The sequence below is a fragment of the Chitinophaga sp. CF418 genome, from assembly GCF_900142925.1.
Lineage (GTDB): Bacteria > Bacteroidota > Bacteroidia > Chitinophagales > Chitinophagaceae > Chitinophaga.
In genome coordinates this window covers 99,161-121,418 of the sequence record NZ_FRCN01000006.1, presented here as the reverse complement: position 1 = coordinate 121,418, position 22,258 = coordinate 99,161, and the positions used below count along the sequence as shown (strand labels likewise).

The 22,258-nt window shown below is 45.4% G+C and carries 16 protein-coding genes; 5 read left to right on the top strand and 11 right to left on the bottom strand.

The features are described from left to right. Positions 1–14: 14 nt before the first annotated feature. The 4 genes from F3I09_RS14685 to F3I09_RS14670 form a co-directional block, all read right to left on the bottom strand. Complete coding sequence (locus F3I09_RS14685) at positions 15–1,529, bottom strand: RagB/SusD family nutrient uptake outer membrane protein (protein WP_149695790.1); 1,515 nt, start codon at positions 1,527–1,529, stop codon at positions 15–17. Between the two features lie 14 nt (positions 1,530–1,543). Then, positions 1,544–4,792, bottom strand: a complete 3,249-nt coding sequence (locus F3I09_RS14680) for a SusC/RagA family TonB-linked outer membrane protein (RefSeq protein ID WP_149695789.1) — start codon at positions 4,790–4,792, stop codon at positions 1,544–1,546. Between the two features lie 189 nt (positions 4,793–4,981). Further along, the gene (locus tag F3I09_RS14675) at positions 4,982–6,133 is read right to left on the bottom strand and encodes a FecR family protein (protein WP_149695788.1); all 1,152 of its coding nucleotides are present in this window, start codon (positions 6,131–6,133) and stop codon (positions 4,982–4,984) included. Positions 6,134–6,189: 56 nt separating this feature from the next. Then, on the bottom strand, positions 6,190–6,771 hold the full coding sequence (locus tag F3I09_RS14670; protein WP_149695787.1) for an RNA polymerase sigma factor: 582 nt from the start codon (positions 6,769–6,771) through the stop codon (positions 6,190–6,192). 118 nt (positions 6,772–6,889) lie between these two features. On the opposite strand from F3I09_RS14670, the gene F3I09_RS14665 reads away from it, so the two are divergent. Further along, entirely contained in the window at positions 6,890–7,750 is an 861-nt protein-coding gene (locus tag F3I09_RS14665) for a hypothetical protein (RefSeq protein WP_149695786.1), read from the top strand. 134 nt (positions 7,751–7,884) lie between these two features. Here the strand turns inward: F3I09_RS14665 and F3I09_RS14660 are convergent, their stop codons facing one another. Continuing rightward, the gene (locus F3I09_RS14660; RefSeq protein ID WP_223233246.1) at positions 7,885–8,976 is read right to left on the bottom strand and encodes a TlpA disulfide reductase family protein; all 1,092 of its coding nucleotides are present in this window, start codon (positions 8,974–8,976) and stop codon (positions 7,885–7,887) included. A gap of 509 nt (positions 8,977–9,485) precedes the next feature. On the opposite strand from F3I09_RS14660, the gene F3I09_RS14655 reads away from it, so the two are divergent. Beyond that, complete coding sequence (locus F3I09_RS14655; RefSeq protein WP_149695784.1) at positions 9,486–9,857, top strand: hypothetical protein; 372 nt, start codon at positions 9,486–9,488, stop codon at positions 9,855–9,857. 129 nt (positions 9,858–9,986) lie between these two features. Here the strand turns inward: F3I09_RS14655 and F3I09_RS14650 are convergent, their stop codons facing one another. Then, complete coding sequence (locus F3I09_RS14650; protein ID WP_149695783.1) at positions 9,987–11,516, bottom strand: right-handed parallel beta-helix repeat-containing protein; 1,530 nt, start codon at positions 11,514–11,516, stop codon at positions 9,987–9,989. A 213-nt stretch (positions 11,517–11,729) separates the two neighbouring features. Between F3I09_RS14650 and F3I09_RS14645 the strand changes: the two genes are divergently transcribed. Beyond that, positions 11,730–12,200, top strand: coding sequence for a YMGG-like glycine zipper-containing protein (locus F3I09_RS14645; protein WP_149695782.1), 471 nt, complete (start codon positions 11,730–11,732; stop codon positions 12,198–12,200). 147 nt (positions 12,201–12,347) lie between these two features. Further along, a complete protein-coding gene (locus F3I09_RS14640) occupies positions 12,348–13,424 on the top strand; it encodes an alpha/beta fold hydrolase (RefSeq protein ID WP_149695781.1) in 1,077 nt (358 codons plus the stop codon). 127 nt (positions 13,425–13,551) lie between these two features. Here F3I09_RS14640 and F3I09_RS14635 read toward each other — a convergent pair whose 3' ends face one another. The 4 genes from F3I09_RS14635 to F3I09_RS14620 all read right to left on the bottom strand — a co-directional run bounded on the left by F3I09_RS14635 (position 13,552) and on the right by F3I09_RS14620 (position 18,838). Continuing rightward, entirely contained in the window at positions 13,552–14,757 is a 1,206-nt protein-coding gene (locus F3I09_RS14635) for an MFS transporter (protein ID WP_149695780.1), read from the bottom strand. A gap of 137 nt (positions 14,758–14,894) precedes the next feature. Further along, a complete protein-coding gene (locus F3I09_RS14630) occupies positions 14,895–17,102 on the bottom strand; it encodes a hypothetical protein (RefSeq protein WP_149695779.1) in 2,208 nt (735 codons plus the stop codon). A gap of 387 nt (positions 17,103–17,489) precedes the next feature. After that, positions 17,490–18,179 carry a LytTR family DNA-binding domain-containing protein gene (locus F3I09_RS14625; protein WP_149695778.1) on the bottom strand — a complete coding sequence of 230 codons (690 nt, stop codon included), beginning with the start codon at positions 18,177–18,179 and terminating at the stop codon, positions 17,490–17,492. After that, complete coding sequence (locus F3I09_RS14620; protein ID WP_188133813.1) at positions 18,173–18,838, bottom strand: sensor histidine kinase; 666 nt, start codon at positions 18,836–18,838, stop codon at positions 18,173–18,175. Before F3I09_RS14620 ends, F3I09_RS14625 begins: the two co-directional genes overlap by 7 nt. Positions 18,839–19,465: 627 nt before the next feature. Between F3I09_RS14620 and F3I09_RS14615 the strand changes: the two genes are divergently transcribed. After that, positions 19,466–20,938 carry a hypothetical protein gene (locus F3I09_RS14615; protein ID WP_149695776.1) on the top strand — a complete coding sequence of 491 codons (1,473 nt, stop codon included), beginning with the start codon at positions 19,466–19,468 and terminating at the stop codon, positions 20,936–20,938. Positions 20,939–21,077: 139 nt separating this feature from the next. On the opposite strand, the gene F3I09_RS14610 is transcribed toward F3I09_RS14615, so the two are convergent. Then, positions 21,078–22,151, bottom strand: coding sequence for a hypothetical protein (locus tag F3I09_RS14610; RefSeq protein WP_149695775.1), 1,074 nt, complete (start codon positions 22,149–22,151; stop codon positions 21,078–21,080). Positions 22,152–22,258: the final 107 nt, after the last annotated feature.

Genomic DNA, 22,258 nt, shown 5'->3' with positions numbered 1-22,258 from the left:
CTTTAATAGATGAATTAAGGATTCTGTGAGCACAGTTTGTTGGTCTGGACCTCATCGATCGGAATGTAATAGACCACCCGATTATTATCCGGAGCGATGATCATATTCGCATATCCCGCGGGTTTCTTACTGAGATCTATATCAGACTCCTTCAGTCCTGGCAGATGGTACCCCCAGTAAGTCCTGTTCATGCTTAATTTATTGCGGTACACGTCAAATGTGCGGTGCCCTTCAAAGGCCAGCTCTACCCTTCTTTCTTTCAGCACTGTTTCCAGCGCTGTCTTACCTGCAGGCAACTGCCCATTATATAAGGCCCCCTCCAACCCCCTGTTCTTCCTGATCATGTCCACGTCCGTGAGCGCGGCGGCGGTATTACCGGCTTTAGCTTCTGCTTCCGCCTTATTGAGATACATCTCCGCCAGGCGGAAAAATATCGGAGAACTGAGTGTAGGACTGCCTCCCTGACCCGAGAACTTGGTAATATAATAAGTTTCAATGCCGTTCTTCTTCTGCAGATTCCCGGAGCCGTCTTTCAGTGGTACAATATAAGACCAGCGTATATCTTCCGGATGAGCTGACATAGTATCGCGCAGCGACTGCGATGCAAACTCCTCTCCCCAGCCGGAATTACCGTCAGAATAGATCATAGAGGCAATGGAACCAGCTTTACCATAATCATCCACTGTGGTAAACGCCACACAGAGGATCGTCTCTTTACTGCCGCCAGCATTGGCAAACATAGAAGGATAACCCGCTGCAGTTTCCAATGTGAACCTGCCGGAATTGATCACTTTATTGCTATAGTAAATGGTGCTGTCATTATCCCCTTTATAGAGGTACACCCGCGATAACAATGCCCATGCAGCCTCCTGGGAAGCATACTGTACACCGCGCTGCTGTCCCATCAGCTCAGCGCCTTTTGCCGCATCGGCAATGATAGCCGCATAGACCTCCCCTACCGTGGACCGGGCCTTGGAAGCAGGATCGCTGGTAGATGTGCGAAGAATGATACCGGCTGCTGCTGCATTCTCTGCATAAGGACGGGCATAGAAATTCGCCAGGTTGAAGTGACAGAACGCTCTCAGGAAGTAACACTCTCCTATCAGCTGTTTCACCGTTGCATCAGGATTCTGGATACCTTCCGCAGCTTCTATTACGGTATTTACATCATTAATGATCTTGTAGGAAATGTACCAGAAGTAACGACTGTTCGTCTGCGTGGGCGTATGGTTCAGCGAGAAACTATAATACAGCGGATCAGTGGTGGTTTGTGCGCAGACAATATCATCACTGGCAAAATCACTCATCTGAAAATATTGCCGCAGGTACATGTTATTCAGGTCTGTCGTGCCATTGAACTCCACGTGATCTTTAAACAGCGCATATGCGCCGCTCAGCGCCTGTTTTAGTCCCTGTGTTGTTTGTGTCAGCGTTCCTGTAGTCAGTGAGTCACTGGGATTGATATCTTTCAGACAACTACCGAACAGTAGCGGAAAGGTTAGTATGATAAGGAGAAATCTTGTTGTCATGTGCAGATAGTTTACTAGAACCTGATATTGATGTTAAACAGATACTGGCGGTTGTTCGGGTATTTAAAATCCGATACGCCAGGCATTACATAACTGCCAGCGGTAATAGTTGTAGCCGGGTCCTGTCCGAGAAACTTCGTGAAGGTATATACATTGTCTGCCGTCAGGGAAAGCGTTACGCCATCCATATGCCAGCGGCTTATCCATAGTTTAGGCAGCTTGTAAGACAACGAGATATTACGGATTGCCAGGAAGTCGCCGTCTTTCAGGTAACGGGTGGAAGTTTCTGTAGAATTGGCAGCGTTCTGCGGACTAGGCTCTGTCGCATCATCTCCCGGATGCGTCCAGATCTTATAACCGGAAGGCAGTTTGATCTGGTTGTAATAAGGCTCATTACCATCATTCATCACAAAGCGCAGGCTGTTGCTGAAAACTTTATTGCCTGTCAGGTAATAGGCATTCACACTCAGAGAGAGATTTTTGTATGTCCATTGTGAGGTAATACCGCCCTGCAGTTTCGGCAAAGCAGAACCCACTTCCTGGTAGGTTGCACTGGCGTAATCGGAAGTAGCCGTGCGTGAGATCTCTTTACCACTGGCATCGCGGTTAATGACCTCCCATTGCGGCGCTCCTGTTTCTTTATTTACCCCCAGCCATTTAGGCATGTAAAACTCATACAGGTTACCGTCGTTGCGGTATATCTGTGAAATGCTCCAGGTAGGCTGTGTACGGGTGATATCACTGGGCAGTTCTTTTAGTTTATTTGTGTTATAATTCAGGTTCAGGTCTGTCGTCCATTCAAAGTCCTTTGTCTTGATATTGATAGAGCTGATGGTGAATTCTATCCCATTATTAATCACCTTTCCCACATTCTCCCAGCGCTGTTCAAAACCCACTGATAGCGGCTGCGGCACTTGTAACAGCAGATTGTCTGTTACGTTGTTATAGGCATCTACCGTTAAATTGATCCTGTTGAACAGGCCTACGTCCAGGCCCAGGTTCAGCTGCTTTTTGCTTTCCCAGGTCAGGTTGGCGCTTGGCAATTGTGAAGGCGTGGCTGCAGTACCGCCATTGTATTGGCTACTCAGTGAATAAAGGCCCAGGTAACGGGAAGAACCTATGTCCTGCGTACCGGTTACCCCATAACTGGCCCTCAGTTTCAGGTTGCTGAACAATTTATTGCCCACCAGGAAATCCTCATTGCTGATCTGCCAGGCGGCAGATACAGCCGGAAAAGAACCGTAACGGCGGTTGGAAGGGAATGCCGTAGAACCATCCACACGGTATGATCCTGTCAGAAAATATTTATCTCTGTAACCATAGCTGAGTTGTGAGATAAAAGACTGTATAATAGCCTGATCATTGGATCCCGTCACCAGCTGGTTGTTAGACACTACGTTCAGCACCTTCAGTCCTTCAGGCAGCCCTTTACCGGAGGCTCCCAGTATTTCAGTTTTACTGTTCTCTATCGCGACACCCGCCAGCCCACTGATGGTATGATCACCTTTACGGAAATTGAACTTCAACAAGTCATTGGAAATGATGCCGTATGATAAAGTGCTCAGCTCATTCAGGTAACCGGCGCCGTTATATTGCCCTGCCACTACAGATGAATAATAGTCGGTTCCCTTATTATAACTGACAGCGGCCCTGTTACTGCTGGAGAAAGATAGCCAGTCAGTGATGTTTACGTTCAGTCCCAGGTCATAGTTGACGTCAAAATTCTTGTAAGGATGGTTGGAGTTTCTGATGGTATGTATGGGATTGACCTTATCCCTGGACCACCATTTAAAAGTAGCGTTACCATCCACATATACCGGCTGTCCGTTAGCATCGTAGGGATTGTCCCACGGCATGTTCAGGTAAGCATAGTATACATCGTCGTAGTTATAACTTTTACCGGTAGATCCGCTGATATTAATATTATTGGTGACACTCACATGTTTAGAGAAATGATAGGTGGAATTTCCGCGTAGGTTGATGCGCTGAAACCCGGTATTCATAAAAGTACCCTTTTCATTATAGTAGGAAAGACCTGTATAATATTCACTCTTCTCCGTACTTCCGCTGGCTGCTAAATAGATATTCTGCATAGGGGCTGTTTCGAACATGGTATTCAGCCAGCTGTAATTCTGACCACGCAGGGTTTGAGGTCTTTCGCTATAAAATTTAAGGATATCGATCTTATAGGAATTATTATCAGTACCCGGAATATAATCCCGGTAGAATTCTTTATGGCGGTCGTACAACTCACTGCCAGTCAGCATCTTCATTTTCCCAAAGTCCGGTTTACGAAAGCCCGTGGTGACCTTTGCCTCAAAGCGGGTCTTGCCCAGTTTAGCCTTTTTCGTCGTTACAATGATTACCCCGGCATTGGCTTGTGAGCCGTACATAGCGGTGGCGCCTGCATCTTTTAATACTGTAATGCTTTCAACATCATTGGGGTCATAATTACCGCCAATAATACCGTCTACAACAAACAGGGGGCTTTGTGAAGCATTCACGGAAGATACACCTCTCAGGCGGAGTTCAGCCGCTGTACCGGGCACACCTGAACTATTCACCACCTGCAGACCAGCGACCTTTCCCTGCAACATGCTGCCCACGTCATTGGTGGTTACGTCTTTCAGTTTCTCAGATGATACGACACTCACCGCGCTGGTCAGCTCACTTTTCTTTTTGTCGCTATACCCTACCACCACGACTTCATTAAAATTGCGGGTGTCTTCTTCCAGCTGCAGATTGATCTGCGTAGCAGCGGGTACTTCTTTGGTAGCGAAGCCGATATTGCTGATCACCAGGACATCTCCCGGACGCAGATCGCGTAATACAAAACGTCCCTGGCTGTCGGTCTGCGTACCTTTCTTTGAGCCTTTCACCAATATGGTAGCACCAGGTAACGGCACATTATTAGGTGCGCTGACCTTCCCCGTGACGGTAATTAACGAATCGGCTGCCGGAGCCGGAGGGGCCAGCTTTTTAATGACAAAATTCTTTCCTTCAAGTGCATATACTATCTGCTGGTTGTGAAGGCAGAGGTCCAGCACTTCCTGTACAGAAGCGTCTTTCACATGGAAGGTAACGGGAACGGTATTGGAAAGCACCTTTTCCGAATAAATGATCGAGACACCGGTCTGGGTGATGATTTCGGCGAATACATCCCGTAAGGGCATATCCTTCGCGTTTAAAGTTACCTTCTGGGAATACCCGGCAGCACTCACATGCAGGATGGTCACCAGCAACAGGAACGTGGTCAGTTTCATAACCAGGCAAATTTTGGTTGATAGCCCGCGCATAGAGCGGGCCTGTACATAACAGTCGAAATGCATACTTTTGCAGTGTTTGGTGGTACTTAAATGGTCTTACAGCGATTTATTGAGGACACCAGATAACTTGCCGGAGGTGTTGCGAGCATCTCCGGTTTATTTGATTGTCCTCCTGGTTGATATTTACTATGGTAATACGATTACCTTTCTTCCTTCGACCCTGAAATGATCATAGCCGTTTCCTTCCAGCAAAGCCAGTATATCGGCCAGTTGCAGGTTCCTTCCAATACCGCCTCCATACAATTCCGTTCCGGGGCTGGTCGTGTAGACAATATCCACATCGTACCAGCGAGCCACTTCCCTTAGAATAGCGGGCAAGGCCATGTTATTGAATACAAACAATCCGTTCTTCCACGCGGTTACTTTTCTGATGTCTGCCGTTCTGACCGTAAGCTGATGGTCTTCATTGTTCATTACCGCCTGTTGGCCGGGGCGTAATAGTTGTTCATTGCTGCCTTCCTTCACCTGGATGCTGCCTGTGAGGAGGGTGGTATTAATAGAGGTCTCGTCCCTGTAGGCCATAATATCGAAGTCGGTACCCAGTACCTGGACCTCCATACTATGTACTTTTACCTTGAACGGCTGCCGGGCATTGGCTGCCACTTCAAAGTATCCCTGTCCATCCAGTTCCACCACCCTATCCTTCCCGGTAAATGCCGTAGGATAACGTAACATGGAGGCTGAGTTGAGCCAGACCCTGGTACCATCGGGCAATACCACTCTGAATTGTCCTCCTCTTGGGGTGGTCAGCTTGTTGTAGTGTACACTGCCGTCTGTTGGCTGGTTGCCATATGATAACTGTCCGTTCTGTTGTTGAATAGCGATGCCTCCCTGCCTGATCACCTGTTTACCTGTACTGTCCAGCGTCACCACCGAGCCATCTGCCAGGGTCAGTACGGCCTTATTGCCACCGGGAGCGATCACTGCCGGACTTGCCTGTTCCGCCAACCCGGATCGTGATCCAACCTGCCGCCGTGCCATGATCCAGTAGGCAGCTCCCGCCACCAGTACGAATGCGGCAGCCACAGCGACCCGTTTCAGGGTGATCAGGGCCCGGCGTGGTTGCCGTACTGGCCTGATCTGCTGATATGCCTGCTCATAATCGATATCCGGTGCTGCCAGGTCTGCATGCCAGCTCTCCTCCAGGAAACGTTCGAGCGTTTCCGGATCATCTCCTTTCCCAATGGCTGCAAAAAGTTCATCCAGCTCTTCCCGGCTACATGATTTATTCACATAACGTTCTAAGAGATAAGCAATTCTTTGTTGATGATCAGGCATATACTATAAAGACGGATGTAATGGAAAAAAGGACCGTGGATATCTAAAAAAAAAATTCAGGGGGTGATCAGTACGAAGAGGAAAAGCAATAATTCCGAATGCCGGGACAGGAATTGACGGAGAAACCGTAATGTTTCCACCTGTACGTTTTTAACCCGGCTTTTAGACAATTGTAACTGGCTGGCAATAGTGGCGTGGTCCAGCCCTTCCTGCCGGCTCAGGCGGAAAATAGTGCGCTGCTGTTCCGTTAGCCTGGAAAGGGCGGCGTTGATCAGCTGCTGGCTTTCCCGGGCGTCCAGTTGCAGATCGAGGGCGTCTGCCACGCTGGAGATATTGGCCCATACATGGTCCACCAGCTTTTGTTGCTGCGCGATCTTCCGGAGATGATCCAGGGTTTTATTCCTGGCGATGATAAAAATATAATTGGCGGGATTGACGATAGCCGGCAATTGCTCCCGGTTCGCCCATAGCTTCATAAAGGTTTCCTGCAGGATGTCTTCCGCATCTACAGCCGAATGGGTCAGGTGAAACACAAAAGCGGCCACCTGCCTGCTATGCCGGTCATATAATTCCCTGAAGGCGCTTTCATCGCCTTTTTTCATCCTTAATAACAGGTCGTTATCGGTGTCTTGCTGCATGCGTAAACCCGCTGTTCCCTTTAGCTGCGTAAAATGTTATCCAGCTAAAAATACAAAAAACTATAGTTATCCTCCTTATATTACGTACCTATTATTTATCGATTAATTACCCTATCCTATGCACCCTCCTGGCACCTATTATAAGGCTTCGGGCCGTTTCGACCCTAAAAGGCTGGCCATTTTTACCCTGGTTGGTGTACTCTTCGCGGTCTTTATTGGCTGGCTGTATTATATTCTCTGCCGGATCAATCCGATCACACACCTGAATTTCATTGTACTGGGTCTGGCAATGTTTGCCTGCATCTGCGCATTTTCAATCATCATTTACGAGAGCCAAAGCAGGCACATAAAGCTCAATACTGTGATCCTGGTGCTGCTCTGTTACCTGACATGGTCATCCCAATGGGCCTTTTTCAACCTGCGCTGGCATTATGGATATTCTTTCTGGGGAGGTCTTTTAAATCCTCTGACTACTTTAAAGATCATTAATGCCCGGGGAGACGAGATAGACATGGGCCGCTTTCCTTTTGGCGGAGGGTTTCAATACCTACTGTATATCGCAGAACTGGCAGGTTTTATGCTCTCGGTTAAATGGATCACCGCTTCCAAAGATTACTTCTGCGAAGATTGCAGACAATTTTATACGCATCAGCACTCCCATCTCCTGGAAACGGAAATGGAAAACTTCTATCTGCTGAAAGAAATGGAAGGAGAAGATCATCAATACCGGTTCCTGCCACAGCTTGTGTTTGTGAAGAAACTGGCACCGGTGTATGTAGAGAGGAAACCTGTTATGAAGGTCACGCTGTACTATTGCGCAAAGTGCCACGAGAATAATATAGTGAGTGTGTCTTCTTGTATGCAGGAGTTAGACAGTAATAACCGGTTACAGACAACGCTGATAAAAGAGGAACCAATAACGGTGGGTATGTATGTTGCCAAAGCAACGGCAGACGCATTACATCGGAAATTCATCTAACTAACACACCTGTTACATAGTGGAAGGATCTGAACGGAACCACTGCTGAAGGATGCTCTGAGACAGCATCCTTTTTTATTGTTGCAAAATTGAAAGCAGCGGTCCCGTTCAGATGTGTTATGATATATTGTCGATCACTTTTTTCCGATTAAGCTGGTCAGCTTCTCTTCCAGTTGATTCCCTTTCACGTTCCTGCCTATGATCTTTCCCGCCTCGTCTATCAATACGTTCTGAGGCACAGCAGAAATTTTGTACAACAACGCTACCTCATTCTTCATGAACTTCAGATCCGAAACATTATAGCCGATAAGCCTATCTTCACTAAGCGCCTTGCTCCATTGTTCTCTGCGGGCTTCGAGACCTACGTTTATCACCACAATTTTCTTATTATCATAGCCCTTCACGATCTGTTTCAGTTCCTGGTTCTCGATCCTGGAAGCGGAGTTCCAGCTACCCCAGAAGTTCAGCAGTACAAGCTTTCCCTTGAAGGAAGAGAGTGTCACTTTATTACCATCCAGATCTTTCTGTGTAAAATCGGGAGCGTCCGTACCTACAGCCGCCAGTTTGGACTCAAGCAATTTCTTCTGAAATGCCTTTCCCCGTATAGTCTTTTTGGTCCTGTCACTTAATACTTTATAAAGTGGTTCCACGTCCGCGTAGTCTACAAAGGCGCCTGCATATTCCTCCAGCACATCAATGCTGATGTACATTTCAGGATTCTGCTGAACAAACTCCTTCATTTTTACTTTCCGCTCTTCCATTGCAGCGCGGAAACGCTCCATGTAGTTCCTTTTCGCAGCAAGTCCCTGTGTACTAACGTCAGAGAACATGGTGTTGGACGATTCCTCTGTCAGTGCCTCAATCTTGGCATTGATCTCCGCCATATGCGTCTGATACACTACATATTCGTCCTGTGTTTTAGATCCGGTCGCTTCGAAGTTTGAGATGTCTTCGTCGGAAGTCAGCCAGATGTTGGCGCCAGGTTCCACATACAAATGCGCAACGTTTTTGCTGCTGAAAAAATTCAGTGGTTCTCCGTTCCTGCTTACCATCAGCAGTGCGTTTACCGGGTAAGGTACGTACTGCATGATCTTAAAAAATCCATTCTCTATGTATGCTGAATCATATACAACGTCACCATCTACTGAATAGCCTAAATAAACTATTGCCGGAGCTGGTAGTTTCCCAAGTTGTCCTCTGATATAGAAACTTGTTTGAGCAAACATTGGCATCGATATCAAACACGCCACGAGAAACATCAAAATTCTGTTCATCTGTTATAACCTTTATAAATGCTATATGAATTGTAGTGGATAATCAAAAAGACAAATGCGCATTATCAATTAAATTATTCGTTTGACTATATGACAACATTTATTACCCGATAAGCGTACAAGCGTTAAAAAAAATTTAAAAGTATTTCTTCCTAGCGTTGTGACGCGACTATTCATAAATGAGAAAAAAACATAAGGCATAACGGCTCATAACTAATTTGCTTTCTGCTGTTTAAAACAATAAGTATGTATAGGCTATACGAAAATCCTATCAGGAAGATCTTTTTTTGGTTTTTTTCAGACGCATTGATAATCAGTTAAAAAAAATTTATTCGACGTATGAGCATCTCCGTGAAAAAAGATTTTTTATCCCCATAAGCAATAAAATCCATGCTCATATTTAAAAATTTGTTAAATTGTCGTTGAGTTAATGAAAATTCTGTCAACAAAAGCCGAGGCCTATGAACAAAAAAGTACTCTACTTATTATTTTTTATTGCTGCTTCCACGTTTTCATTCATTTTTGGAAATGCTGCAGATGCAAAAGTTGCCAAAGCAACTTTTACCGAAATCGGATATCAGAAAGATGCTGATTACCATTATACATTTTATGTAAACCTTGGCAAGGAGGAAACAATTTCACTGGCTTATATCCAGGTACAAAGCAATGCTACCGGCGAGGTATTGAAACTGGACGGCTTCAAAGGCTACGTGGCTTACTGGAAAGGTTCACAGTTCATTATAAAAAACGAGGCTACCGTTTCATTTTTTGATGGCGAGAAGCTGGTGTCAAAGGCACTGAAAGGTGTGATTGAAGGTGGGGTAAAGATGTAAAAAATCATCAGAAGAAATAAAAGAAGAAGTCCTGAAGACTGTTGTATATAACGGTTTTCAGGACTTCTTCTTTTCGGAAAGCTGTTTTAATTCATTACTGCTTATTTCCTGTACGCATTGAAGCTTTCATTACAATGCCGTTTCATCAGCCCCGATATCCACCCTGCTATTCTGTTTCCTTGACTGCTTATCTATATCCAGCTCTCCTGATGCCGGCACAAAAGCAGGATCTCCTGCATTAATACAAGCCGAGCCACTGGCCAGATGCAGGTTAAGCGCTGCCGCGGTATTATTCACAAAAGACAGATTGCCGTAAGTCGAATGCGCATCCAGCCCTGTACCTGCCTGAAAACCAGCCAGCGTGGTATAGAATCCATCAGTTCCCCAATCGAACGTGGAAGCGCTTCCTGAATTAGTATAATATCTGTCATAATCCATTGCCAGATTGGTAGTAGTATATCCCAGCAATTTGATAACTACGATATCGCTGGCGGATTGTATAATGTTATTGGAGAATGTCACATGATCAGTGTTCTGGAGACTGATCTCACCTCCCCAACCGCCTTTTGTATAATTTTTAAAAAGCGTGTTATTACTGATAGTAGAATAAGTCACTTTACTACCAGATGCGTTCGAACCTATCAATAATCCCGCGTCTATATTATTGTAGATAAAATTGCTGCGTATATTGATCCCTTCAGCAGTATTATTGGCATTCTCGCAACCGACAGTAATACCAGCACCGTTATTGAAAGATGTATTCCCTTCAATGTTGATCCAACGCCCGCCATCAACATAAATGCCGCCGCTGGTAGCCACTGGTGAAATACAGTTATACACAAGGTTACCTTTTACATTGCCATTCCTTGCAAAGTTTACACTGTCAGGCGCACCTGTCCAGCTGTAATGCCCGGTCATATCTATTCCTATATTCTTGATATGGTGTACAATGTTATTCTCAATCAGGAAGTTACTGACGTTTCCTCCGATGGTCATGCCTTCACTATAACCAGTGTTACATGCATATACCTGGTTGCTGCCAAAATATATCTCTGTATAGGCTGTGGGTGTTGAACCAACCAATATCAACGGATTCGCATTATTCCCGGAGTTCGGCACGGCAGTGGAATCTGTTGTCCAGCCAACATTATAGATCCGGCAGGAAGTTATCTGCACATCTGTGCCTGTACCTTCGACATGGATGCCGAAAGCACCGGGCCTGATATTATTGGCAATACGGATATTATTGATCCGTATATGGCTTTTACTGACTACATGGATCAGCGCAGTTCTGTCGTCGTTCGTAGCGCCTACGCCATCAATAATGACGGTAGCGCCGGAATAGTTCGTCAGCGTGATAGGCTCAGTAGCAGACGCGCCGGAATGAGGCCAGCTAAGCCGCTCTTTATAAGTACCGCCCGCTACGTAAATAGTAGCTCCGGCCCCTTCGGTTGTCTTGTCCAGGGCCTTCTGAATAGTTTTGAGGGCTGTGCTCTCGGAAGTACCGGCGTTGGCATCATTACCGGAAGTTCCGTTAACATAGTAGTTAGTGATAGCCAATGCACTGGCGCTTTCGACGTCTTTTTGGATCAGTTCACTGTCTTTTTTACTACATGAAATAAGGGTCGCCATCAGGAGGCATGCAATAGCATTTTTCATTGTTGTTTGGGTTTAATGGTTATGTCAATACTGCTAAAGACGATACTCCGGATAGAAAGGACCGTTTAAGGAGGTAATTAGCTGAAAATAAATAAATACTAAAAAAACACCATCTACATCTTTTTAATTTACAATTAAATTGGTAAGAATTCACAAAAATGGCATAGTTTTGTCTATAGTACTGTATAAATTGATAAACCAAAAAATCAGGCCATGAAACAGTTATTTTTGAGCTTAGCAACAATCGTCACGCTATTCGCCTGTAATAACAAACCATCTCAGGAAGAGGCTATTGAAGCTGCAAAACAGGCAGCGGTAGACTCTGTTAATGCTGTTAACGAAGTAAAACAGCGCACCATCGATTCAATGGAGACCGTTAAAAATATCCATGGAAAGAATGCACCAGCCACTGTTCATCACAGCAGCAGTAGCAGTGCAGACAACAGCGCACCAGCTGCTACTACCACCACTACTACTACTGAAAAGAAGAAAGGCTGGAGCCACACTGCTAAAGGTGCTGTTGTAGGTGCCGGTACAGGTGCAGTTACAGGTGCTATCCTGAACAAAAACGACCGTCTGAAAGGTGCGGCTATCGGTACCGTTGTAGGTGCGGGTGCTGGTGCTGGTATTGGCGCGATCGTAGATCATCAGAAGAAGAAAAAAGAGGCCACCAAGCAGCAGTAAGCACTTGCGCAGCATGAAATTACATATAGTCCCGGGTACGTAAGGTGCCCGGGATTTTTTTTGCCGGACAGAAAATGACCAGCGGTTATTAAAAGCGCCTGATTATGCCTACTTTTTCGCCCTGGTTGCAAACAAACGCTTACTGTCATGCTGAAAATGTATTCATTCTTCCTGCTGTCTCTTTTTCTGTCTGTCCAGACAAGAGCACAGTCTTCTTATCCAACACCTGCAGAAGGCACCTATACGGTTGAAAATTTCACTTTCGAAAACGGGGAAAAACTCCCCCTGATGAACCTGCACTACTATACGATAGGCTCTCCGCGTAAAGGCAAGGATGGTAAGGTCATGAATGCTGTATTGATCATGCATGGCACCACCGCTTCTGCTGCGGGATTCCTGGGAAAACAGTTTGCCGGTCAGTTATTCGGCCCCGGTCAGCCACTGGATGCCAGCAAATACTTTATCATACTGCCTGATGCGATTGGTCACGGCAAATCCAGCCGTCCGGGCGACAGTCTTCATATGCATTTCCCTGCATATACCTACAATGACATGGTGACTGCTGAATATATACTGCTTACCAAACACCTCGGCGTTGACCACCTCCGCCTCATACTAGGCACTTCCATGGGCGCCATGCATACCTGGGTCTGGGGATACACCTATCCCGATTTCATGGACGCTATGATGCCCCTGGCCTGCCAGCCTGCCCCTATTGCCGGCCGTAACCGGATGATGCGTAAAATGGCGATAGACCTTATCAAAATGGACCCCGCGTGGCAGAACGGTGAATACAAGTCACAACCTACCCTAGGATTGACAGGTGCTTTGTCCTCTTTCTTTTTCATGAACAGCAGTCCGCTGCAGCTGCAACTATCTGCCCCTACCCGGGAAGACGCAGACTCGCTGGTGGTGAGAATGCGCAGAGCCAGTCTGGCCTCCCTGGATGCTAATGATGTGATCTATGCGTTGGAAGCCTCCCGTTACTATAATCCTTCGCCTCACCTCTCAAAGATCAAGGCACCCGTTTTTGCTGTCAACTCTGCTGATGATGAGATCAATCCTGCAGAACTGGGAGTGATGGAAAGAGAGATTAAAAAAGTAAAGAAAGGAAGATATATCCTGCTCCCGATCACCGACAAAACAGTCGGCCATGGCACGAATTCACTTCCTGCTGTATGGGGACAATACCTGAAAGAGTTGCTGGAGGTCTCAGAGAAATAACTATTTTCATATCTCCATAACAGCAGCAATGAAAATACCCGGACTCGTAGGCGGGACCAGCTGGGCTTCCACTATAGACTACTATAAAAAAATGAACCTTCGCATTTATACATTAAGTGAGTGATCGCTATTCCCTTCCCGCCCTGAATACCAGGAGAAATCCTGCTATTACCAGCAGTAACAGGGAAAAGATAAAAGTAGCCCATCCCCATCCCGTCAGCACAACACCTGTAGCTGTTCCAATAATGGCGGATCCTGCGTAGTAGAACAGCCAGTAAAGCGAAGTTGCACTGCTCTTCCCTTCCTTTGCTTCCTGCGATACTATTCTGCTGGCCAGTGTATGCGTACCAAAAAAGCTGAACGTGAAAATTCCCAGTCCGCCGATAAAGACCACCAGCTGTGATATCAGCATCAATAGTAGCCCCACAGCTGTTGCGGGAATGAAGAAGCGGATCAGCTTTGCCGGGGCAATTTTATCAGATAACCTTCCGGCTACCATCGTGCCCGATACCCCTAACGTATACATCAGGAAAATACAGGCAATCACGTAATGCGGTAAGGAAAAAGGAGGCTCCTCCAGGTGAAAGCCAGTGTAGTTATAGATACTCACGAACCCTCCCATCAACAGGAATGCTGCCAGGTAAATGAAGACGATCACCGGTTGCCGGAAAAAGATACCCATCTGCTGCCATTTCTGGCCAATATTGACCGGCAATGGCATAAAATGTTTAGAGGCAGGTAAACGTTTCATGAAAAACAAGCCTAAGATCAGGCTGGAGACTCCTACAAATGCTGCCGCCCATCGCCAGTTCGCCCAGCCTGCTATTAACATCACTACGATCCTGCCCGCCATTCCACCAATCGCATTCCCGCTCAGATAAAGACTAATGGCCAATCCCAACGCATTGAGACTTACCTCTTCCGATAGGTACGCTAAGGCCACAGCTGTAACGCCAGACAGAATAGCACCCTTGACGAAACTTACCGCTATGAGCAAATGGAAATTATGAATGAAAACCGACAGCAATGTCAATACTGCAGATGCCAGCATGGCAAACCCCATCAACTGCTTTCGCGGTAAGGCATCCGCTTTTAAGGAGAAGATAAACAGCCCAACTGCCATTCCCATTGTCGAAGCAGACACCGCCCAGCTGCTTTCAGCCGGCGAGATCTTAAACTCCTTACATAACAACGGTAATACAGGCTGAAATAAATATAACTGTGCGAATACCGAAAGCCCTGACAAAAAAATGCTGTTCTTGATACGCCGGAAACGGAGACTCCCCCTTTCGGCTTTTATAATTGATGATGTACTGGTCGTTGTTACTGCCATCTCTTTGATCCATTCTCAGAGCAAAGGTCAGTACATTGAGGGAATCTAAAAATGACATTTTACGGTTTTTGAGGAAACAGCAAAAGCATGAGAACGGCCTTTCGCCATTCCCATGCTCCGCTATCCATCTATCTTTACTAGGGCAACACAGCAAATCCAAGATATTTCTCCGCATAATGGCTGGTAAGATTATAGATATACGAGCCATCAAGGAAGGTGATCTTATACCCCACCAGCGACCTGTCTGTCGCACTTAAACGGATGGTATATCCGCAGGACTGCAGGTACTTTGTATCAATGGTGAAGGCAAGACCATTATTTCCATTATCCGCCAGGCTTATGCATGACCTGGAAGAAGGATTGACAATAGTGCTCAGCGGCGTACCCGGAGGGATGATATGCGCTGCGGGCTGCAGGTCGAAGTACCAGTTGTTGAAGAACTTGTCGATCACTTTCAGCTGACCACTGATCACATCTCCCTTATTGTAGAATTTACAATCGCCACCGGCAATGATCACATCCAGCGTACTGGCAGGATCCAGTGTAGTTGAAGGCGCACCGTTGACCGTGTAACCGGTATTATCAAGGTAAATGTATGTTTCGGCAGAGGTGGTGATATTGACCGGCGCATGCAGCGGATCTTTGGTGAATAACACCCTGATCTTATAAAGACCGTTCCTGCTACCGCTATCCCAGAATGCCAGCAGGGACAGTTTCTCTGCTTTAGAAGGCACCGCAGGCAGATAGGTGAGCCAGCCGCCTGTCAGTGATGGATCCTGATCATGCAATGTCAGCACGCTGCTTTCAATGATCTGGAACTTCTGTTTATCCATCACATCCTGCCAGGTACCACCACTGGTATCGAGGAATTGTACCTTATAGAATGTAGTGCCGGACGGACCGCTGTTAGTGAACATACCACTCAGTTTGATCAAACCACCAAAAGGATAGGCTGCTCCCGGGAAAACAGCACTGCTGTAGGCCAGCCCCCTTGTAGCTGCCGCCACCTGGTCGATGTTGCTCAATGCCACACCATTCACATCAAAGAGGTTGATACCCAGTTTGCCGCCGTCCTGTATGCCAGGCCTGATCTGTACCCTTACATCTACGCGGTTGCCATAGAAGTTCAGGTCGTTCGGATCTGTTGTAGAGGGTAATGTCTGCCACGACAATACACCGCGTATCCTGATGACATTAGGCACATCACAGCTTTTCAGCCGTTTGGAGAGATCCAGTGGCAATGCCACGTTATAATACAAACCATCTTTAGGGACATTGCTGATGTCATGCACATTGACGCTGGCAGTACCCAGGTATTCATCAAAAGTGCCGTTGTTGTTCCAGTCTGCCCAGAAAGCAACATATTCCTTTGATCCCGCGGTACACAGGTTACCACTGAAACCGGTACTCTTTTTCAGTTTGATCACTGCTCCCAGCGTATCAGAAACGGTATTAAGTCCTACGCAGGTCAGCTGCTCGTAATCGATATTGGCATTGTCCTTTTCAAATATGGGATTGGCGATTATCTTCGTGATGTCGGCAATGTTCACTCCTATCTTACTGACAATGTCCAGGTCGAAGACAGGCTCCGTAGTAGGTATCTGGGCCACCTGTGGCAACTGTGGTATAATGCTGCTGTAAAAAGTACGGTGATCTTCCACGCCCGCCCCTTTGTACATTTTGTAGAACTGTTCTACCGGCGGTAGCGGCTTATCGATCACAGGCAGTTTAAACGCTTCATCCACCTGTGGCAGTACGTCCAGTTTCTCTTTGATATTCAGTTCCTTGATAAGATCTCCCCAGAAGATGATCCGTTTCCTCTTGAGCTGAATATTAACATCTACCACGTTGCCAAAATGTGGAATGTCAGCGGGATTCAAAGAAGGAATGCTGTTCCATGACAATACCGCTCTTACAGTAGGTATAATGGCCGTATCACAGGCGGTGAACCGGCGATGTGCTTCATCATTGAGGAAAACATATACCATGTAATGAAGCGGATGTTTGGTATGAGGATTCGGATCGGGAATATCCGCCACTTTAAAGCTGGTCAGACCGGCATCCTGAAAGCCGGCGCCATCATGATAGTCTACGAAGAAGCGTACAAATTCATGCGATCCTGTACTGCACAATCCGCCGCTGTAGCCAGTAGGTTGTTTGATCTTCACTACGGCTTCCAATCGGGATACATCGGGATTAAACCCTACACACATCAACTGTTCCCAGAAGGTAATGTTGGATGTTTGTTGTGGCAGGAATTTCGAGAGCAATAAAAACTTACGGTTTTCCAGATACAGTTTGATCTGCTCTTCGTTGAGGTTGTCTGTTGCAATTGCTTTGTCCATTTGTTAAATTTTTTGAGGTTACAAAACTGATAGATAATAGCAGCTCCTGACAACGCCGGTTGCGTTGCTTGGCGCATGACAATGGAGATTCGTTGGGGCATGTAATGCTTAACTGTTAAATTGTTGTGATTCCGCTATTTACTATGTTGCTGATGCTCCGGGGTCAACGTGTCAGTGCTCGTGATTGTTGTTCAAATGCTGCCGTGATGCTGATGTAAAGGTCCATCAGATAAAACATTATGACAAGCGTATAAATACCTGGTTTCCCTGGTAGAAAGTACTGCATTTTGAGGAACAGTCTTTCGGGACTAAAGCTGATGCCGGAACTTTGCGGCCGCGAATTAAAACAATCAGGTAAACCCGCACAATATAATGGGGAATCAGCTATTATTGCTTTTTGAGCACCTGTGCTATATCCCTGCGATAAGTATCTCCGATAGGAAGGGAAATGTTACGAAGTTGTACAGTCTTGCTATTGTAAGAAACAATATCACAAACAGGAATAATATAGGAACGGTGTATTCTCAGGAACTGCTGCTGGGGAAGTTTTAGTACGATTTCTTTCATTGACATTAAAGCCAGTATCGGTTGCGTTTCCTGTCGCATATAGATTTTGACATAATCATTCAGCCCCTCAATATAGCGGATATTTGATAAGGGTATATTTTTCAACTGGTAATTATACCTGATAGTAATAAAGGCCTGATCATCCGGCTGTATATTGGTCTTTCTGGACAAGATCCTGTTCACAGACTGCTTTAGGCGTTCAGGATCAATTGGTTTAAGCAAGTAGTCGACAGCCTCAAGCTCAAATCCCTCTACTGCATAATTGCTATAGGCAGTAATAAAAATAACAGGGGGCCTGTTGACAAGTGATCTGTAAAAGTCCACGCCATTAAGACCCGGCATTTCGATATCAAGAAAGATGAAATCTACCGGGTACTCTGACAGGTAATTTTTTGCCTTGTCTTTGCTGGTAAAAATCTTTACCAACGTTACATCTGGAATCAGCTGTATATATTCTTTCAATACATCCAGTGCCAATGGCTCATCATCGATTGCTATACAACTTAACATGACAGATCAATATTCAATTCTACATAATATTTACCCCCTGCTGCATAAGTAGTTAACGAATACTTACCGGGATAAGTCATATCCAATCTCTTTACAGAATTACTGATACCGATACCGGAATGAAATGAAGAGATATTATTCTCATTGACATCATTCATACAGGAAAACAAAATGTAGTTATCAACGTAATGTATATCAATCACAATATTACTTTCCACTTCCGATGAGACACCATATTTAAAAGCATTTTCAACAAAAGGAATGAAAACCAATGGAAGGATATTTATCTGTTTCATATCTCCCTTTACAGAGAGTGAAACATGGTTATTGTCGCTTAGCCTGATTCTTTGCATTTCTATATAATCCGTCACATACTTCACCTCGTTCTCCAGTTCGACCATCGGATGATCAGAATCATATAGTACATACCGCATGAGGTTAGACAATAGCAATACTGCCTTTGGCGCTAAGGGCGACTTTTTAATGATCATCGCATAAATGCCGTTCAGTGTGTTAAAAAAGAAATGAGGGTTGAGCTGCTTTTTTAAATACAATAATTCTGTAGCTCTCATTTCATTTTCCAGGTCTTTCTTTTCCTGTCGTATTCTTTTCCAATCTTCAGAAAACCTCATGGCAAAGGCCAGCACCGATCCCGTCATAGACACCAGTATTGTACCAACTATAAAATTTAAAGAGGATGCGGACGGATTCCGGCTATAGAGGTAATCAAGGATGACATTTATACAATACGGACCGGCTAAACATACCAGGAAGATTGCAATAAGATAAATGGTATATTTAGAATAATTACCGGAAAATATAAATCTTGGTATTAAGAAATAATAGTTAATATAAAATATTATTACCCCCATTAGATTATTTACTATAATAGTCGTTCGCCACTCTTCCGGTTTGACCCTTACCGAAAAATCTGGCATTATGAACAATGGGACATAAAAAAACGCTGTTAGAAATAATACGTGCACTATTATCGAGGTCCATCTTACTCTCATCAGGGAAAAGTAAAATTTTCATTGATCTGATATATAATAAATCGACAAACCGGCAAATTTGCAGGATAAATCTGACACACCGGAGGCTGTTATTTACACGCGGTTACCCGTAAAGAATACTATAACATATATTTTCGCATTATGCCGGTTTCTACCTGCATTTTAACAAAACATTCTGACTCTTTTCATTCTCCCTGACATTAGACTGATTCATCTATTTTTTCCCTTACCAGACAGATTCACCGATAGATTTGCGAGCACGAACAATATTTTATGAAGATCTCACTACAAGTCACTTTATATTGCGCTTCTGCTCTCTATACTTATGGTCAGTCTCCTGCAACTCAAAAGGTATTTATAATAAAAAACCACGCCTCCGGGAAAAGTGATACCATAAAAACTGGCGCCTTCATAAAGTTATGGTTCTGGTCTGACGGAAAGCTGAAAATGGAACAACCTCTTACCAGGACGGATTTCAGGCGGCATACCTATTATATTGAATCCGTACTGACGGGGATAACAGACTCATGCCTGATATTTCCAAAACGGCCTCCATTCATTCCTGTTCCGATTCCCGTAAAAATGGATTCCCCTGGCTTTGACACCGTCAAATTTACCAACATCAGAAGGATCAGGCCCATTAATAAGAATGTGGATGCCGCAGCAAAAGGAGTGGCGATGCTCCCTATCATATCCTTTTTGCCGGAATATTTTTCTTCGTCTCCCGGCATATGGATAATGATGCCAGGTATGCAATTGTTTAACACCTATTACGGTGATGTAGTCTTTCCCTATCACAGCGTAAATAAAGAAAACAGTAAATACAGTCTTTACACCGGAGAAATACCTGCTGATACGATGTATTATATTCAGAAGAGAAAAATGAAAAGTGAAAATGACTACGAATGGGAAATAGAAAGGTTAGAACGACATGATAAAATGTACAATCATGTACGCAGGGAAATGGCTGACCGGTTATTAGATACCTACTTAAGCAACAAGGTGATTAGTGTTACGATAGGCAACACCTACATCCCAGGCGCTTACCAGACACCGGAAGATGTAAAAACAAGAATAAGCATTGCAGAAAAGAAATTTTACTTCGGTATCGCTTCTGAAAATTTCATTTCCGACAGACATCGTGTCGGCACAGAAATACAAATGAACAAAACCGAACGTTACATGGCTATGCTTGGCAGTAATGGTTCTCATATCAGCGCAAGCACAGGATTCATTCTATCCAACTTCTCCTATTTCAAATGGGGATTGGGGGGTATTTATAGTAAAAGGTACAAAGCCAGTCAATGGGGAAAGATCAGGGCATTGGATGAAGAAATTTCGAAGGAACAGGACGAAACTGAACTTGGCTTTTTAAATGGCCGGAGAAATTCCCTAAGGGATTTGTTAGCCGCAGAACCACGGCCTTACGTAATGCTGGGAATTGGTGCAGTTAATACAACCCTCATAAAAATTAAAGGCAGTATGGGCGATATTGCTGCTAAGGATTATTCACAGAAACGCCTGGCTCTCGAAGCTGGAGTGGGCATGTTTACCAGGGCAGGCAAACGCTTAACCTACGACCTTTCAGTTAAATATGTATGGACCTCCAAATACGACCCCTATATAGGAGGGCTGGAACGTTATAGTGGGTTTAGGGTACAGATAAATTTCGGGTATATGATGGGCCCGGCATTTGCAAGGTATAAGCGCACCCTGAGGCAAGTTGGGACGAACAGGGATCATTAAATGTATCAGTCGGGGACTACCCGCTCCCTGGCGCATCTTATTGGAGGAGAAATTCCCCACCAATAAGATGACACATGCTTATCGTTGTTCAAACGAAAATCGCACCGGCTGTCAGGAAAGCGCTGGGTAACTGATGCTATCAATCAGTCAGCTGGGCCTTTATGCCCCAGCCGCCAAAAGCTTCGGATATGGCGATCAACAGTTCATTACGCCCCTTCTCCAGGGGTAGATAGAGCGCATCCCAGTACCCCACTGTACCGAGGAAGCGGTAGTCGCGGGTAAGAAATTCATCGTTTCCTTCGTACAATAACCGGCCGTTCAGGTATACACGTGCCTTATCAGAAAATCCAAAGTTTAGCTTCCGGATACGTGGCGAGCCTGCGTCAATCACTTTGCGGACAAACACCGTGTTTTTCTCTTCTGTTACGGCCGACAGCACAGATACATTCGTAATACCATTGTGGTCAGCCCAGAGCGTTTTCCAACGGAGCGATGCAGTATCCGCCGCCTGGAGCTTCGTACGGCCGTCCACCTGTTTTTCGCTGAAAACGGTACTCACGTCCCAGCTGGTGATCGTACCCTCAGGCAGTTTGGGAAATTGCCGGGAACTCTTAATTGTAACGGCATCTGTGGAGGTATACACGAAGTTACTGTACCACGCCACCGCGTCCCAGGGATTGGCAAGCGAGATCATACCCGCAGTGGGTATCCTGTCCAACGGATTAATATATAATACCGGCTCCGCTCCATTATCGAAATAGATCTCAGCCTCCTTCTCCTTCACCACCATTTTGATGTGTAACCAGCGGTCAAAAGGCAGCACTACTGCATTGTTGTAACCGGTACCGTAATACAATTGAAAGCCTCCATCACGGTTATAGACCGGTGTATACTGCATAGCATCAGGATTACCCGACTGGTGGGGCCGCAGATAATATTCTTCAAAATTGGAATCGTCCTGTATACGGAAATCAATACCGGGAAAGTAACGGGCTTTGGATAACGCAATATCAAATTCAATAATACCATTCTTAAAATTGGCATCTGCCAGTAAGGCGCTACCCGATTTCAGTTTAAGGGAGGGCTGTCCCAGGTGTGCTTCCTTCACAGCTTCCTGTCCTGTGATCTTCCACCGTGGTGAATCAAATGGAACAGTAGTCTGGGCCATGGCATTGAATGAAAAAAAGGTGATGATAAACAGAAGGCGATACATAACGGGTTAGAAGGTTTTGTGATTGAAAAATGAACTTCGGATGCGCATCCACCGGTAAATTAGTATATCCGGTCTGCCTGGCCCCGTTCAGCAGGGAAACAAGTTCG